Origin of the sequence: Streptomyces sp. NPDC059224 (assembly GCF_042754285.1) — a bacterium.
Classification (GTDB): Bacteria; Actinomycetota; Actinomycetes; order Streptomycetales; family Streptomycetaceae; genus Streptomyces.
On record NZ_JBHZAN010000015.1, the window covers coordinates 99,322 to 114,418 of the forward strand.

Here is a 15,097-nt window from a genome sequence, read left to right on the forward strand (position 1 = left end):
GGTTCCCCCGCGAACCGCGCCATGCCAACAGAAAAGCACCGATTGCCAGGTGGTGCATCACCCGGCGCACCGCCCGGGCGGGGAAGTCAGCCCCGCGTGAACCTGTACGTCTTGCTGTCCGTGAGGATGCAGAACCCGGGCGACATCACGATGACGCGCAGGGTGCCGGTGCGCCGGTCGAAGTCGACGCCCTCGGCCTCGAAGGTGCCCGAGCAGGAACTGCGCAGCGGGAGCTGGCGCAGGGCGGTGACGTGGCCGCTGACGCCACCCGTGCCGGGCTGGGCGGACAGGTCGATCTGCAGCAGCGGCTTGGCGTACCCGAAGAGGCTGCCGTCCGGGTCGTCCGAGGAGCACAGCAGCGTGGTCGCGCCGGAGAAGTCGCAGCCCTGGACGTCACGCACCGCGTGGTCCAGGCTGACGACGGAGGCCAGCGGGAGGTTCGCGGACGGCGAGGTGCTCTTGTTGACACCCGGCGTGGGGAAGACCAGGAAGCGGGTCATCGTGCCGTACTCGCCGGAGAGCATGTACTGGCCGTCGGGCGAGATCGCGTCCCAGGAGTTGTTGAGGGCCTCTCCGGTGGCGAGCGTGTGCACGTACTCGGACCAGGCGCCGCCGGGGGCCTGCACCCGGTACATCTTGGCGGTGCCTGAGTCCGCCTGGTAGGGCTCGACGTAGTAGCCGTCGTAGGACTCGTCGGGATCGCCGACGTGGTTCCAGCCCCGACCGGAGACGCCGATCGGGATGGTGCCGATGCCGGTGTATCGGTTGGCGCTGTTGGCGGGGACCTCGACCGAGGTCAGCCCCTGGCTCTCGGTGAGCGGGTCGGCGCGGTCGGAGCCGGTCTCGGTCCAGGTGTCGGCGGCGGACGCCGGGCCGGTCGACAGGGCGAAGGCCGCGGCCAGGGCGACCAGGGCGGTCAGGCCTGCGCGACAACGTTGCCGGGTGGACGCGGGCATGGAAGCCTACTCCTCGGTTCGGGGGGTGGGACGCGCGTGCGGCGGTCAGTCTGGCGTGCTCCTGACAGACATGTACAGACCGGCGACGGAACGGGAAGGTGAACTCGGGCCCGTGCCGCCCCGGTGCCGGTTTCGCCGCACGGACGCCGCCGTGTTGAGAGATGGTGGAAAAGTCGGCGGCTGCGTCGGAGAGTCGGGAGTGAGCGCGATAGAACAAGGAGAGTCGGCACGGGGGACGGCGTGCCGTGCGCAGGTTCGAAGGCGGTGCGTGGAATGAGTCGAGCCGAGGTGTCGGGACCCGGGGGCCTGGAGCCCGTGCGCGGCCCCGTGCGTCCGGGCGGGCTGCTCGACGTCCTGCGCGTGGCCTCGGTCGTGCTGGACTCCAGGGGACGCATCGCGCTGTGGAGCCCCCAGGCCGAGGAGTTGTTCGGCTACTCGGCCCACGAGGCGCTCGGGCAGTACGCGGCCCGGCTGATGGTGGACGAACGCCACATCGAACTGGTCGGCAAACTGTTCGCGGACGTGATGCGTACCGGGCGGAGCTGGGCGGGCGGCTTCCCGATCCTGCACAAGGACGGCACCACCCATGTGGTGGAGTTCCGCAACATGCGGCTCACCGACGACAACGGCGACGTGTTCGCGCTGGGTCTGGCCGCCGACCAGTCGACGGTGCGCCGCCTGGAACAGGACGTGGCGCTGTCCGAGCGGATCGTGAAGCAGTCACCGATCGGGCTGGCCGTCCTCGACACGGAGCTGCGGTTCGTCTCGGTCAACCCCGCGCTGGAGCGGATCAACGGGGTCCCGGTCGAGGAACATCTGGGGCGGACGCTGCGTGAGGTGGTGCCGCTCCTGGACGCCGACGCCCTGGAGTCGGCCTACCTGCGGGTGCTGCGGACCGGTGAGCCGCTGATCGACCAGTCGATCGTGGGCAGGACGCCGGCCGACCCGGACGAGGAGCACATCTGGTCCCTGTCGGTCTACCGGCTGGAGGACGCGCTGGACAACGTCCTGGGCGTGGCCATCTCGGTGGTGGACATCACCGAGCCCTACCGGGCCGGCGTCGAGGCCGAGAACGCGCGCCGGCGCCTGGCTGTGATCGCCGACGCCTCGACCCGGATCGGCACCACGCTCGACCTGGAGCGCACGGCCGCCGAGCTGGCCGACGTCGCGGTACCGGAGCTGGCCGACGTGGCGGCCGTGGACCTGCTGGACACCGTGGTCGAGGGCCGGCGCAGCACGCTCGGCCCGGCCGAGCCGGCCGTGCTCCGCGCGCTCGCCGTGCGCGCCGAGCGGGGAGCGGACGCGGTGCGGGCGGCCGACGTGCCGGGCACGGTCGCCCGGTACGCCCCCGACCGGCTGGTCACCGAGTGCGTACGGACCGGCGAGGCGGTCCTGGTGCGGCAGGTCCGGGACGAGGACCTGCCGAGGATCGCCCGCTCCCCCGAGGCGGCCGCGCTGCTGGCGCGGGCAGGGCTGCACTCGTACCTGGCCGTGCCCCTGATCGCCCGCGGCGAGGTGCTGGGCGCCCTCGACCTCAAGCGCACCGCCAGTCACCCGGCGCCCTTCGACGACGACGATCTGCTGCTGGCCCGCGAGCTGGCAGCCCGCGCGGCCGTGCAGATCGACAACGCCCGCTGGTACCAGAACGCCCGCACCACCGCGCTCACCCTCCAGCGCAGCCTGCTTCCCACCCACCCCCGGGTCACCAACGGTCTGGAGGTCGCCTCCCGCTACCAGCCGGCCGGCGCCACCGTCGAGGTGGGCGGCGACTGGTTCGACGTCATCCCGCTGGACGGAGGCAGAACGGCCCTCGTCGTGGGCGACGTGATGGGCAGCGGCATCAACGCGGCCGCGACGATGGGCCGGCTGCGCACCGCGACCAACACCCTGGCCTCCCTCGGTCTCGACCCGGCCGTCCTGCTGGAGCACCTGGACAAGACCACCTCCGGCCTCGACCACTCCATCGCGACCTGCGTGTACGCGGTGCACGACCCGCTGCTGCGGCAGTGCTGGATCGCCAACGCCGGCCATCTGCCGCCGGTCCGGGTCCGTCCCGGCCGGCCGCCGGAACTGCTCGACCTGCCCACCGGGGTCCCGCTGGGCGTCGGCGGGATCCCCTTCGCCACCACCGCGGTCGACTTCGAGCCCGGTGACGAGCTGGTGTTCTACACCGACGGTCTGGTGGAGACCCGCAGCCACTCGCTGGACGAGCGGCTGGACGCGCTGCTGGCCCTCCTGGGCGGCCCCGCCCGGCCGCTGGAGGAGGTCTGCGACCTGCTGCTGCGGGAGCTGCACCACCCCGACAACCACGACGACGTGGCGCTGCTCATCGCGCGGGTGCAGGAACTGCTGCCCTAGCCGGGGGGTGGGGGTGGCCCCGGGGCCGCCCGACAGCGGTTGCATCGCGTTCACAGGGACTCGTTACCGAATTCTTATCGGCGAACCCGGACAATTCACAGACAGGCATGCCTCGCTATGCCGCGTGCCGTTCGCCGATGGGAGCGAGCCGTGACGCACGAACCGGAGCAGGAACACCGCCGTGACGGCGGCGGAACCGACCCGTCGGTCCCGCCGGTGCCGGGCCATCCCCCGCAGGCCGGCCCGCACCGGGAAGTGCTCGCCGGACCCGGACCGGACCGTGACCCGGGCCGGCGGGTACGCGATCTGTGGCGCCGGCAGCCGGCCCGCGCGCGTGCCGTGACCGTGGCCTTCGTCGCCGGGGCTCTGGCCCTGGGCGGCACCGTGGCGTTCGCCGCCGGATCCGGCGCGAGCGGCTCCGGCACACCGCCCGCCGCCTCGGGCGCACCGTCGCCGCCCGCCGCCCCGGACGGGCACGGCCCCGGGCACGGCCGGTTCGGCATGGGCGGCCTGGGGGTGCACGGTGAGGCGACCGTCAAGGACCCCGACACCGGCAGGTACGTGGTACGCGTCTGGCAGCGGGGCACCGTCGAGAAGGTGGCCGACGACCAGGTCACGGTGAAGAGCGCCGACGGTGCGTCGTGGACGTGGACGGTGGGCTCGGGCGTCAAGGTGCGCGGCGACGACGGCTCGCTCAAGAAGGACACGAAGGCGTTCCTGGTCGGCACCCGCGGCGACGACGGCAAGCTGACCGCCGCGGCCGCCTTCTCCGGTGACTTCAGGGGCATGGGCCGGGGCGGCATGCACGACCACCACGGGCCGTGGCAGCGTCCCGGTGACCGCTCGCCGTCACCGGGCCCCTCGGCGAGCGGGGCGACGACCTAACCCTGGTCCCGTACGCCCACCACGACGTTGGCGTACAGCTCCTCCGAGACCGCGAGCCGGGCCGTCAGGCCCGCGGCGGCGAACGCTTCGAGGGCCGCCGCCACCTGGCGTTCACTGGTCTCGACGAGGACGCAGCCGCCGGGCGCGAGCCACTCGGGCGCTCCGGCGGCGACTCTGCGCAGCACGTCCAGGCCGTCGCCGCCGCCGTCCAGGGCGACCAGCGGCTCGTGGTCGCGGGCTTCGGCGGGCAGCAGGCCCACCTCGCCGCTGGGGACGTAGGGCACATTGGCCGCGAGGATGCCGATCCGGCCGTGCAGGGCGGCGGGCAGCGCGTCGAACAGGTCGCCCCGGTGGGCGTGGCCGCCGTAGGGGGCGATGTTGCGCCGGGCGCAGTCGACCGCGGCCGGTTCGATGTCGGCGGCGTGCAGTTCGGCGTCACCGAGGGCGGCGGCGAGGGCCGCGCCCACCGCGCCGGAGCCGCAGCACAGGTCCACCACCACGGACGCGTCCGGGGCCTGGGCCAGGGCCTGGTCGACCAGGAACTCGGTCCGGCGGCGGGGCACGAAGACGCCGGGCCCCACGAGCACCCGCAGCCCGTGGAAGCCGGCCCAGCCGAGGACGTGTTCGAGGGGCTGTCCGGCGGCTCGCCTGTCCACCATGGTGGCCAGCTCGTCCGGGGTACGGGCGGTGGCCAGGATCAGGTCCGCCTCGTCCTCGGCGAAGACACAGCCCGCGGCGCGCAGCGCGGAGACGACGGCGGTGGTGTCGGAGAGTGAGAGCATCGCCGAGAGCCTATCCGGCGGCCGCTCGGTCGGTCACACGCCGACCGTCTCCTCTTCCTCGGTCACCGCGGCCGCCTCCGCCTCGTCCGCCCGCGCCCGTGCCGTGGGAGCGGCGGCCGAGGCCGGTGCGGCCGGACGCGCGGCCCGGGCCCTGGCCCGCTCGCAGAGGGCCGCGACCGCGGTGAGTACGAGGCCGGCCAGCAGCCAGACCGCGAGGGTCACGACCTCGCGGCGCAGGCCGTCGTCGCCGAAGTACAGCAGGCTGCGGACGCCCTCGACGAAGCCGCCGCCGTTCCAGAAGGCGTGCGGGGTGCCGAAGAAGCCGTTCTGCGGCTCGGGGCGGAACAACCCGCCGGAACTGGTGAAGTTGAGCATCACGAACAGCACCATCATGGCCGGCGTGGTCCACCGCTGCAGGAAGGTGTGCAGGCCGACGCCGATGAGCAGGATGCCCGCCGAGTAGAGCCAGGCCAGGCCCCAGACGCCGGCCAGGTCGTGGTGGGCGAGGTGGAACACCGGTCCGGCGAGCAGGGTGCCGATCCCGCCGACGACGGCGGAGACGCCGAGCGCGAGCAGGGCACGGATCCGCATGGGGAGCGTGCCGCCGGCCGCGCCGAGCGCGCCGACCGAACCGCAGGAACCGATGCTCACCGCGATGAGCAGGAAGAACAGGCCCTGACCCGTGGGGTCTTCGGCGACCGGCCGGGCCACGTCGGTGACCTTGAGCGGAGCGCCCTCGTGGGCGGCGACGGAAGTGAAGGCCTTCTCGACGGCGGTGGCGTCGGTGTCGGCGGCTGCACTGGCGACGATCAGCTCGGGCGCCTCGGTGCTCGGCACGTAGGCGCCGGCGACGGTACGGGACGTGAGCAGGTCGACGGCCGCGGCGCGGGACGGGACGGTTCGGACGTCGAGCCGGTCCCCCGCGGTGTCCTTGACGGTCTGCGCGAACACCTTCGCCTTCGGGCCGGCACCGATCACGGCGACGGGCATGTGGTGGGCTCCGGGTGGACGAACGCCCCCATGTAGGCGAGCCCCATGCCCAGGCACATCAGCAGCGGGGTGATCAGGTGCGTGAGCACATGGCGCAGCGCCGGTGACCTCGTCGCGCACGACCTCCAGACCTTCCGGGAAATTGGTTGGCATATACAACTCCTGCTGAAGTTGTACTATGCAACTAGAACGTCGGAGGAGGTATCCCATGAACGTGCCGACGGCCGGGGCGACGGCGGCCGAGGCGGCCGTCGAGACCATCCAGTACGAGATGACGGCCTTCGCGCGCCGGGCCCGGGCATCCGCCGGGCGCATGCATCCCGAGCTGTCACTGGTGTCGTACACGCTCCTCGGGCATCTGGAGGAGCGCGGCGGCTGCCGGGCGACCGACCTGGCCGCGCACTACGCGCTGGACAAGTCGACGGTCAGCCGGCAGGTCGGGTCGCTGGAACGGGCCGGGCTGATCGAGCGGCGCCTGGACCCGGAGGACCACCGGGTCCAGGTACTGCATCTCACGGAGGCCGGGCAGGAGATCCTGGCCCAGGTCACGCGCAGCCGCCGGACCGCCTTCCGGGAGCGGTTGGCCGACTGGCCCGAGGAGGACCTGGTCAGGTTCGCCGGGTACCTGGAGCGCTACAACGCGGGGGCGTCCGCGGGGACCGGCGAGGACTGACCGACCGTCTGCGGCACCCGGGCCGCGAGGAACGCGGTACGACGGCGCAGCCGGAAGCCGAGGGACTCGTACAGCCGTATCGCGGTGGTGTTCCCGGCTCCGGTGTGCAGGAACGGGGTCTCGCCGCGGGCCCGGATGCCGTACGCGACCGCCCGGATCAGCCGGGTCGCCAGGCCTTCGCCCCGGTACGCCGGATCGGTGCAGACCGCGCTGATCTCGGTCCAGCCCGGCGGGTGCAGCCGCTCCCCCGCCATCGCGACCAGCCTCCCGTCCCGGCGGATGCCCAGGTACGTGCCGAGTTCGATGGTGCGGGGCAGGAAGGGGCCCGGCCGGGTCCGCTCGATCAGGTCGAGGATCTCGGGTACGTCGGCCGGACCGAGGCGCACCGCCTGCGGCTCCGGTACGGCCTCCATGCCCTCGTCCACCAGCTGCACGCCCGGGATGTTCATGGTGAGTTCCCAGCCGTCGGGGAGGTCACCGCGGTAGCCGGGCAGCCCGACCTCCGTGCCGGGCCCGGCCAGGGCGGCGAGATCGGCCCAGTCGTCGGCGTCGGGCTCGCCGGGCAGCGCCAGCCAGGGGGAGACGTCGACGGGGTAGCGCAGGATCCGTCCACGCCGTTCGGCGAAGAGGGCGTGCGGGCCGGTCAGCGAGGCGAGAGCGGGATTGTCCAGGACGTGCGGCGCGCCCTGGCGGGGACCAGGGACGCTCATGCGGCGACCTCGATCACGATCTTGCCGCGCGCATGCCCGTCCTCGACGGTGCGCAGCGCCTGGCCGGCCTCCTCGAGCGGGAAGGTCCGCGAGACGTAGGGGTCCAGCTCGCCGCCCACGACCAGTTCGGCCACCTCGTCGAGGACCGCCGCGGTACGGGCGCGTTCGACCCGGCTGCCGCCCAGCGCGGCCACGGTGTCCGGGGCGGCCCCCGCGGTGATCAGCTTGGCGCGGTCCTCGATCAGGCCGGCCGCCTCGGCGAGCACCTCACCGCCCACCAGGTCGTACACCGCGTCCACCCCCGCGGGCGCGGCGGCCCGCACCCGCTCGGCCAGGCCGGGGCCGGAGGGCACGTGCACCGCGCCGAGCCCCTCCACGAAGTCCTTCTTGGCCTCGCTCGCCACGCCCACTACCCGCAGCCCCCAGGCCCGGGCGATCTGCAGGGCCGCCGCGCCGACTCCGCCGCCCGCACCGGTGACCAGCAGGGTCGCACCCTCGGGCAGGTCGAGCTGGCGCACCCCGTCGTAGGCGGTGGCCGCGGCGACCGGCAGGGTGGCGGCGTCGGTGAAGGACAGCGCGGCGGGCTTGTGCGCCGTCACGGACGCCGTCAGCAGGGCGTACTCGGCGAACGCACCGGCCGGTGCGTTGCCGAAGACCTCGTCGCCGACGGCGAACCCGGTCACCCCCGCGCCGATTTCCTCGACCACCCCGGCGGCCTCGCTGCCGAGCACGACCGGGAAGCGCGCCTCGCCCTCGCCCGGCCGGCGGAAGCCGTTGCGAAGCTTCCAGTCGACGGGGTTGACCCCCGCCGCCCGCACTGCGACCAGCAGCTCACCGGGGGCGGGAACAGGCCGGTCCACATCGACGAAGGCCTCGGTCTCGGGCCCGCCGTGCCTGGTGTAGACGTACGCCTTGGGCATCGTTCTTCCTCGCTCTCAGATGCTGTCACCGGTTTCCCGGTACCGGCTCTCTGGGCCAAGGAGGATCGCCGGGACGCTATTCCCGCGCCCTCGAATCTTTCATACGGCCGCAATGATCGGGGCTCTGACCTGGGCGCACGCGGGCCGTGGCCGCCGAGCCGGCGGCCTTTCAGGCTGACAGTCCCGCGACGATTTCGTCGGTCGGGACGATGGCCCTCGCGTAGGAGGGCATGTTGAAGCGCAGTGACGCGTCCATCTCGGGGAACCCGAAGCTGCCGATGGCGTCCTTCACCACCGTGACCTCGTAGCCGAGTTCCGCCGCGAAGCGCACGGTGGATTCGATGCAGGTGTTGGCGCGCATGCCGATCAGGACGACTTTGCGGACGCCGTGCTTCTTGAGCTGCAGGTCGAGGTCCGTGTTGGCGAATCCGGACGACATCCAGTGCTCGTGCGCGACGACCTCGCCGGGACGCGGCTCGAAATCGGGGTGAAAGCTGCCGCCCCAGGTGCCGTCGGCGAAAATCCGCCCCTCGGCGGCGGACGCCTGAACGGGAGGAATCGTCTTCCAGTGGCTGTACGGATCGCTTTCCCGCCAGCGGTGGTGCGGGGCGATGAAGACCTGCGTTCCGGCCCTCCGAGCGGCGGCGAGGACCTGCCGCATGTGCTCGACGACATCGCGCCCCTCAAGGGTGGAACGGCTGCGTTCGTACAGCTTGCCGCCCTCCGACAGGAAGTCGTTGTAGGGGTCGACGACGAGCAACCCCGTGAGTTCAGGTTCGTAAGCCTGCTCAGGTGTCGACATGACCAGTCCTCTCCCGGCTCGCCACGCCGAAGAGCCAAGCGCGCACCACGTGCATCTTCATGATGAAAGCCGCCGCCCCCCGGCGCCTGTCGGCGGAGAGGGCCGCCCTCGGTGCGGCGCGGCACGGAACGTACACGTCGGCCGTTTTCGCCCTGGTTACGCCGTCAGGTGGGCCCGCTGCGCCGTACGGGGGTGGCACACCGTGTGGACGCTCGCGTGCAAGGGGGGCACGCTGGAGCTGCGGACCGGCTGTCCGGCCCTACGGCTCCCGTGGCGGCGAGGAGGTCGACATGCGTACCCGAGTGCGTGGCTGGCGCTGGCGGTACAACCCGCTGCGGCGCAAGTCCGACCAGGTGGAGGCATGGATCGCGCTGTCCGTCGCGGTCCTGCTGTGCATAGGTGCGCCCCTGGTGGGGGCGGTGGCGGGGCTGTGGGCCCATGATCAGGCGCGGTCGGTGGCCACGGCTCAGCGGGCCGAGCGGCACATGGTACGGGCGTCGGTCGTCGGGGACGCGCCGGAGCAGCTGCCGTCGGCGGAGGGCGGCGACCGGGAGCACGCCTACCAGACCGACGTCCGCTGGACCGAACCCGGCAAGGGGACGAGGACCGCGCTGGCCCGGGTGCCGGCGGGGACCAGGACCGGTGACCGGGTCGAGGTGTGGTTCGACCGCCGGGGGCACAGTGTCGCCCCACCGCCTGACGAGGTCGCCGTCTGGCAGCACACGGTCACGGTGGGCCTGTGCGGGGCGGGCGGCGCCACGGCCGTGGTGCTGCTCGGTCACGGGGTCGTCCGCCGGGTCGCGCTGCGGCGCCGGCTCGCCGAGTGGGAACAGGAGTGGGCCCGCACCGGACCGGACTGGACCCGCGGCCGGACCTGAGGTCCCGCCCTCCGCTGCGCCGCGTCCACCGTGTCTGACCTCCTGTGACAGCGGCGCGGAGGCCTGGCGACCCGTCCGGCCGCCCGCGTACGGTGTGATCACCGGCATGATCCCTGCGCCCAAAGGCGGTTGTTGATGGCCCTGTTCGACCTTCCCTTCGACGAACTCCGTGAGCACCGAAGCACGTCGGCGGCGCCCGAGGACTTCGACGCCTTCTGGTCCAGGACGCTCCAGGAAGCCCGCGGGCACGACCTCGACGCCCGCTTCGAACCGGTCGACACCGGGCTGTCCACGGTCGACGTGTACGACGTGACCTTCGCGGGGTTCGGCGGCCACCCGGTGAAGGGCTGGCTGCGGCTGCCTGCCAGGGCCACCGGACCGCTGCCGCTGATCGTGGAGTTCGTCGGCTACGGCGGCGGGCGCGGACTGGCGCACGAGAACCTGCTGTGGGCGTCCACCGGGCGGGCGCATTTCGTGATGGACACCCGGGGCCAGGGCAGCGCCTGGGGCGGCGGGGGCGGCACCGCCGACCCGGTGGGTGGCGGGCCGGCGTTCCCCGGGTTCATGACGCGAGGCATCGACGCGCCCGAGAACTACTACTACCGCCGGGTGTACACGGACGCGGTCCGGGCGGTCGAGGCGGCCCGCTCGCACCCGCTCACCGACTCGGCGCGGACGGTGGCGCTCGGCGCCAGCCAGGGCGGCGGGATCAGCATCGCGGTCGGCGGGCTGGTCCCGGACCTGGTGGCGGTGGCGCCGGACGTGCCGTTCCTCTGCGACTTCCCGCGCGCCGTCACCGTGACGGACCGCCATCCCTACCGCGAGATCGCCCTGTTCCTCAAGACGCACCGCGGCCGCTCGGCGGACGTGCAGCGCACCCTGTCCTACTTCGACGGTGTGCACTTCGCGGCGCGCGGCCGGGCCCCGGCGCTGTTCTCGGCGGCCCTGGAGGACCAGACCTGTCCGCCGTCCACGGTGTTCTCGGCCTTCAACGCCTGGGCGCACGAGGACAAGGAGATCGAGGTGTACGACTTCAACGACCACGAGGGCGGGGGCCCGTACCACGAGGCGGCGAAGCTGCGCTGGCTGCGCGCCCACGCCTGAGGGGACGTGGAACACCTGCTCCCGGACGGCTGTCGCACGTCACACCGGCCGCCCGATCGTCGCCGCGCCTCGCGAGCCGTCCGCCGAGAGGGTGGCCATGGTGTCGAGCGCCGCGTCGGCCACGGGGAGCAGATGCGCGTCCGCCCGCCACCCTTCCCTCCAGTCCGACCAGTCGGTACGTTCGGAGTGCCCGGGTCGCGGCGTGGCGGTCCGGGTTTTCCGGCGTACGACGGAGGGCGCATGTCCGAGCACGAGCCGCTGGTCCACGGTCACTGCGAGCCGCGTTTCGCGGCGGTACGGGAGGCCTTCGAGGGGAACTTCCGGGACCGTGGGGAGCTGGGCGCCGCCGTGGCGGTGACGGTCGACGGCGAGACGGTCGTGGATCTGTGGGGCGGCTGGGCTGAGCCCGGACACACCCGGCCGTGGGAGCGCGACACCCTGGTGAACGTCTGGTCGACGACGAAGGGCCCGGTAGCCCTCTGTGCGCACATCCTGGCCGACCGGGGGCTGCTCGACCTCGACGCGCCGGTGGCCGACTACTGGCCCGAGTTCGCGGCGGCGGGCAAGGAGCGGGTCCTCGTCCGGCATCTGCTCTCGCACCGGGCCGGACTGTCCGGGCTGCGGGAGCCGCACTCGCTCCAGCAGCTGTACGACTGGGAGTTGACGACCTCCCGGCTGGCGGCGACGGAGCCCTGGTGGGAGCCGGGTACACGGTCCGGATATCACGCGATCACCTACGGGTTCCTGGTCGGCGAGGTGGTGCGGCGGGTGTCGGGGCTGCTGCCGGGGGCGTTCCTGGAGCGGGAGGTGACCGGACCTCTGGGCATCGACTTCACCGTCGGGCTGCCGGAGAAGGAGACCGGACGGGCGGCGGTGCTGGACCATCCACGGGTCATGTCCGACAGCGAACAGGCTGCGATCTTCAGCCAGTTGGCACCGGCGGCGGTGGCGGCACTGGCCAACCCGGGAGTGGGCGCCGGCGCGGCGAACACGCCCGAGTGGCGGGCGGCCGAGAACCCGGCGGCCAACGGTCACGGCACGGCACGGGCGGTGGCCGCGCTGTACGGCGTGTTCGCGGGCCGCGGCGAGTTCGGCGGTCTGCGCCTGCTGTCGCCGGAGGCCGCCGAGCGGGTGCGCGAGGGGCAGGGCAGCTGCCGTGACCTGGTGCTGGGGGCGGGTTTCGAGCACGAGACCGAGGTGGCGCTCGGTCTGTGGCTGAGTGGGACGAACGGCTCCTACGGACCGAACCCACGGGCCTTCGGGCACGACGGCTTCGGCGGTTCGTGCGGGCTGGCCGATCCGGAGGCAGGGGTTTCGCTGGGGTACGTGATGAACCGCATGGGGCCGCGGATCGCGGACGACCCCCGGAAGACGGCCCTGGTGACCGCCCTCTACGCGAGCCTTTGAGGCTCGGTTTCGGCCGAACCTGTGAGCCGCCCTTCCCTGATGGTTTAGACCAATGCTAGATCTGGTCGCGCAATGAGCCCGCACGGCTACGTCTTGTCACCAACAGGAGGCGCGGCATGGTCCGCACCACCCACCACGACCACTCCGAGAACGAAGAGCAGCCCCTGTACGGGCGGATCGCGACACAGCTGCTCGGCGAGCTGCGCGCCGGAACCATCCCGCCGGGCGAACGACTGCCGGGGGAACGGCAGTTGGCACAGCACTTCGGCGTCAGCCGGGAGACCGTCCGGCAGGCGCTGGAGGTGCTGCGGCACAGCGGCCTGGTCGCCACCGACCGGCGGGGCAGTCACGCCACGCTGCCCGGACGGCCGGTGGAGAGCCCGGTCTCCCTGGCGTTCCCGGTGGGCGCCGGAAGCACGGAGCACGGCGCGGTCGACCGCGCCACGGTGACCTGGGAGGAGCCGCCACCGGAGCACGCGGCGGCCCTGGGTCTGGCCCCGCACCGGCCGACCCTGGTCCACCGCTTCGAGTCGGCCGCACCCGACGGCCGCGCCCTGCGCACCGCGGTGACCTCCTTCTCCGCCGTCGCCCTGACCGAGGTCGAGGAACTGGGCCGCTACCGGGACCGGGCCGACGGCGCGGCCGCCGCCCAACTGCGGCGGGCCTACGACTGGATGCGCAAGGCCGGCCTCACGCTGCACCACCGGGACTCGATCAGCCAGATCGCGAACGCGGCCTCGGTCCTGGTGACCCGCCGGGTGCACGACCAGTACGCCCGTCCGTTGGAGATCACCGACCTCGTGGTGGACGCCCAGCAGGAGACACTGGTCTACGAGTTCACGGTCCCGGCCGCGGGCTGACCCGCGCCGGTCTTCCTGGCCACGACGAGCCGGGCGCGCGGGCTGCCGTCGTCACGCCGCCCGAACCCGGGCAGCGCGCACAGCTCCACCGAGAACCCCGCCCGCTCCAACTCCCCCAGCACGGACCCGAATCGGAAGGCCCGGTAGTACATGACGAAGGGCGGCCGCCACAGGGCGTTGCGTACCCGCATCACCGCGTCGAAGCCGAGCAGGATCCAGAACCCGGGGCGCGTGGGGCGCGGTGGCGCCGGCACCGGGAAGGCGAAGACGCCGTCCGGTCGCAGGACCGAGTGGACCTGGCCGAAGAGTCCGGGCAGCTCCCGGGGCAGGAAGTGCCCGAACGCCCCGAAGCTGACCACCAGGTCGAAGACCGGCCCGAACGGCAGGGCCCGGGCGTCCGCGCGCACCCAGCGGACGTCCGGCCCGTCGGGCGGGGGCAGCCGCCGGGCGATGTCGAGCATGCCGGCGCTGAAGTCGACGCCGGTGACGCTGGTCGGGCACACCTGGGCCAGCACGTCCAGACCGGCGCCGGTGCCGCAGCACAGGTCGAGGCCGTCCGGGTACGGGCCCAGCGGGGTGAGCGCCTTGGCGACCGACTCCAGGACCGAGTCCGGGGTCCGGAAGGGGGTGTGGTCGAACTTCGGGGCCAGCAGGTCGTAGCCGCGCTCGACCGAGGACAGTGCCTGGACGGTGAGCTCGCGCAGACTCGGGCCATCGGGGCTGAACATCCGGCCAGCTTACGGGAGCGACCGGCAGCCGACCCGTCGGAGGCGCGGCCCGCGCGACGGGCCGCCCCCTCGCCGGGTCTGCTGAGCGTCAGTCCTTGAGCTGCTCCAGCGTGGACTTGGTGTCCGTCTTCAGCCAGCCCGTCACGTCGTCGAGGGCCGGCGGGTCGGTGTCGCTGTCGTACGACGAGAAGTAGGCGCTGTAGCTCATCGTGTAGGTCATCCAGCCGTCCCGCACCGCGAGCGTGGCGTACCGCGAGCCGCTGGTGGTGGAGCCGCTGCTGGTGTCCTCGGTGACCAGGTAGGCCTCGTCGCCGATGCCCTGCACGGGGCTCACGTCGTAGTCGGTGTGGCTGTCGCCGTAGTTCTTCCAGGTGGCCGTGAACTCCGGCGCCGGGTCCGTTTTTTTGTGCAGGTCGACCTGCATCGAGAGGTAGGCGTCCGCGTAGCTGGACCCGGTCTTCTTGAGCGTGATGCTGCAGTAACTCTGGTCCAGGGCCGGGTCCTTCAGCGCGTTCTTCGTGGGGGCCGAGTCGGCGTCGGGGTACTCGTCCTCGAACGAGGAGTAGTCCGCGCCGGAGCAGAGGTTCGCGGGCGCCTGATAGCCGCGCAGGTCCGCGCTGCCGCCGAGACCACCGGTGAGGAGGAGGGCGGCCGCCCAGCCCGCGGAGGCCACCACCGCTCCCACGACCGCCCACAGCACGGCTCTTCCGGCCGCGTTCTGGCCGGCGGACGGCGGTCCGGCCGGGGGCGGGTAGCCGTAACCGGGCTGCACGGCGTAGGGGTTGCCCTGCTGCGGGGGCGGCACCGGCTGGTTGACGAGGGTCGGCTGGGCGTAGGGGTTCTGCGGGGGCGGCGGCGACTGCGGGTTCGGATACGGATACGCGGTCGGCTGGGGCGCCGGAGCCGGCGGCTGGTCCGGCGGCTGTGCGGGCGGCGACGGCTGCTGCTGCGGGGGCTGCTGAGGAGTCGACGGCGGCTGCTGCGGAGAGGACGGCGACTGCTCCGGTGGCGTGGACATGTCGTGAAGATAAGGCATTACGCGAC

14 protein-coding genes and 1 pseudogene are annotated in these 15,097 nt (G+C 72.9%); 7 read left to right on the plus strand and 8 right to left on the minus strand.

Going from position 1 to position 15,097, the window contains the following annotated elements:
* Window positions 1–86 precede the first annotated feature (86 nt).
* Complete coding sequence (locus ACFXI4_RS18120; RefSeq protein WP_384991753.1) at window positions 87–956, minus strand: hypothetical protein; 870 nt, start codon at window positions 954–956, stop codon at window positions 87–89.
* Window positions 957–1,229: 273 nt separating this feature from the next.
* Between ACFXI4_RS18120 and ACFXI4_RS18125 the strand changes: the two genes are divergently transcribed.
* On the plus strand, window positions 1,230–3,314 hold the full coding sequence (locus tag ACFXI4_RS18125) for a SpoIIE family protein phosphatase (RefSeq protein ID WP_384991756.1): 2,085 nt from the start codon (window positions 1,230–1,232) through the stop codon (window positions 3,312–3,314).
* 150 nt (window positions 3,315–3,464) lie between these two features.
* Entirely contained in the window at window positions 3,465–4,199 is a 735-nt protein-coding gene (locus ACFXI4_RS18130; RefSeq protein ID WP_384991758.1) for a hypothetical protein, read from the plus strand.
* Here the strand turns inward: ACFXI4_RS18130 and ACFXI4_RS18135 are convergent.
* On the minus strand, window positions 4,196–4,981 hold the full coding sequence (locus tag ACFXI4_RS18135; RefSeq protein ID WP_384991760.1) for a putative protein N(5)-glutamine methyltransferase: 786 nt from the start codon (window positions 4,979–4,981) through the stop codon (window positions 4,196–4,198). The two genes, ACFXI4_RS18130 and ACFXI4_RS18135, sit on opposite strands and share 4 nt — an antisense overlap.
* Window positions 4,982–5,014: 33 nt before the next feature.
* A pseudogene (locus ACFXI4_RS18140) lies at window positions 5,015–6,030 on the minus strand (hypothetical protein).
* Between the two features lie 149 nt (window positions 6,031–6,179).
* Here ACFXI4_RS18140 and ACFXI4_RS18145 point away from each other — a divergent pair.
* Entirely contained in the window at window positions 6,180–6,644 is a 465-nt protein-coding gene (locus tag ACFXI4_RS18145; RefSeq protein WP_384991763.1) for a MarR family winged helix-turn-helix transcriptional regulator, read from the plus strand.
* Here the strand turns inward: ACFXI4_RS18145 and ACFXI4_RS18150 are convergent.
* From ACFXI4_RS18150 to ACFXI4_RS18160, 3 genes are all read right to left on the minus strand, one after another.
* On the minus strand, window positions 6,605–7,354 hold the full coding sequence (locus tag ACFXI4_RS18150) for a GNAT family N-acetyltransferase (protein WP_384991765.1): 750 nt from the start codon (window positions 7,352–7,354) through the stop codon (window positions 6,605–6,607). The genes ACFXI4_RS18145 and ACFXI4_RS18150 overlap by 40 nt on opposite strands.
* Window positions 7,351–8,274, minus strand: coding sequence for an NADP-dependent oxidoreductase (locus ACFXI4_RS18155; protein ID WP_384991768.1), 924 nt, complete (start codon window positions 8,272–8,274; stop codon window positions 7,351–7,353). Before ACFXI4_RS18155 ends, ACFXI4_RS18150 begins: the two co-directional genes overlap by 4 nt.
* A 169-nt stretch (window positions 8,275–8,443) precedes the next feature.
* The gene (locus ACFXI4_RS18160; RefSeq protein WP_384991771.1) at window positions 8,444–9,076 is read right to left on the minus strand and encodes a cysteine hydrolase family protein; all 633 of its coding nucleotides are present in this window, start codon (window positions 9,074–9,076) and stop codon (window positions 8,444–8,446) included.
* Between the two features lie 290 nt (window positions 9,077–9,366).
* Between ACFXI4_RS18160 and ACFXI4_RS18165 the strand changes: the two genes are divergently transcribed.
* The 4 genes from ACFXI4_RS18165 (at window position 9,367) to ACFXI4_RS18180 (ending at window position 13,325) form a co-directional block, all read left to right on the plus strand.
* A complete protein-coding gene (locus tag ACFXI4_RS18165; RefSeq protein WP_362727396.1) occupies window positions 9,367–9,954 on the plus strand; it encodes a DUF3592 domain-containing protein in 588 nt (195 codons plus the stop codon).
* 135 nt (window positions 9,955–10,089) lie between these two features.
* A complete protein-coding gene (locus ACFXI4_RS18170) occupies window positions 10,090–11,058 on the plus strand; it encodes an acetylxylan esterase (RefSeq protein ID WP_384991774.1) in 969 nt (322 codons plus the stop codon).
* A 240-nt stretch (window positions 11,059–11,298) separates the two neighbouring features.
* Window positions 11,299–12,465, plus strand: a complete 1,167-nt coding sequence (locus ACFXI4_RS18175; protein ID WP_384991777.1) for a serine hydrolase domain-containing protein — start codon at window positions 11,299–11,301, stop codon at window positions 12,463–12,465.
* Between the two features lie 116 nt (window positions 12,466–12,581).
* Entirely contained in the window at window positions 12,582–13,325 is a 744-nt protein-coding gene (locus tag ACFXI4_RS18180) for a GntR family transcriptional regulator (protein WP_384991780.1), read from the plus strand.
* Here ACFXI4_RS18180 and ACFXI4_RS18185 read toward each other — a convergent pair.
* Together ACFXI4_RS18185 and ACFXI4_RS18190 are read right to left on the minus strand one after the other, a co-directional pair.
* The gene (locus tag ACFXI4_RS18185) at window positions 13,295–14,053 is read right to left on the minus strand and encodes a class I SAM-dependent methyltransferase (protein ID WP_384991782.1); all 759 of its coding nucleotides are present in this window, start codon (window positions 14,051–14,053) and stop codon (window positions 13,295–13,297) included. The two genes, ACFXI4_RS18180 and ACFXI4_RS18185, sit on opposite strands and share 31 nt — an antisense overlap.
* A gap of 88 nt (window positions 14,054–14,141) precedes the next feature.
* Complete coding sequence (locus tag ACFXI4_RS18190) at window positions 14,142–15,071, minus strand: hypothetical protein (protein ID WP_384991785.1); 930 nt, start codon at window positions 15,069–15,071, stop codon at window positions 14,142–14,144.
* Window positions 15,072–15,097 lie beyond the last annotated feature (26 nt).

Coding starts and splice junctions, on each gene's coding strand:
- ACFXI4_RS18125 (WP_384991756.1), top strand. CDS start 1,230: ATGAGTCGAGCCGAGGTGTCGGGACCCGGGGGCCTGGAGCCCGTGCGC.
- ACFXI4_RS18170 (WP_384991774.1), top strand. CDS start 10,090: ATGGCCCTGTTCGACCTTCCCTTCGACGAACTCCGTGAGCACCGAAGC.
- ACFXI4_RS18155 (WP_384991768.1), bottom strand. CDS start 8,274: ATGCCCAAGGCGTACGTCTACACCAGGCACGGCGGGCCCGAGACCGAG.
- ACFXI4_RS18185 (WP_384991782.1), bottom strand. CDS start 14,053: ATGTTCAGCCCCGATGGCCCGAGTCTGCGCGAGCTCACCGTCCAGGCA.
- ACFXI4_RS18190 (WP_384991785.1), bottom strand. CDS start 15,071: ATGTCCACGCCACCGGAGCAGTCGCCGTCCTCTCCGCAGCAGCCGCCG.
- ACFXI4_RS18120 (WP_384991753.1), bottom strand. CDS start 956: ATGCCCGCGTCCACCCGGCAACGTTGTCGCGCAGGCCTGACCGCCCTG.
- ACFXI4_RS18145 (WP_384991763.1), top strand. CDS start 6,180: ATGAACGTGCCGACGGCCGGGGCGACGGCGGCCGAGGCGGCCGTCGAG.
- ACFXI4_RS18135 (WP_384991760.1), bottom strand. CDS start 4,981: ATGCTCTCACTCTCCGACACCACCGCCGTCGTCTCCGCGCTGCGCGCC.
- ACFXI4_RS18180 (WP_384991780.1), top strand. CDS start 12,582: ATGGTCCGCACCACCCACCACGACCACTCCGAGAACGAAGAGCAGCCC.
- ACFXI4_RS18165 (WP_362727396.1), top strand. CDS start 9,367: ATGCGTACCCGAGTGCGTGGCTGGCGCTGGCGGTACAACCCGCTGCGG.
- ACFXI4_RS18160 (WP_384991771.1), bottom strand. CDS start 9,076: ATGTCGACACCTGAGCAGGCTTACGAACCTGAACTCACGGGGTTGCTC.
- ACFXI4_RS18175 (WP_384991777.1), top strand. CDS start 11,299: ATGTCCGAGCACGAGCCGCTGGTCCACGGTCACTGCGAGCCGCGTTTC.
- ACFXI4_RS18150 (WP_384991765.1), bottom strand. CDS start 7,354: ATGAGCGTCCCTGGTCCCCGCCAGGGCGCGCCGCACGTCCTGGACAAT.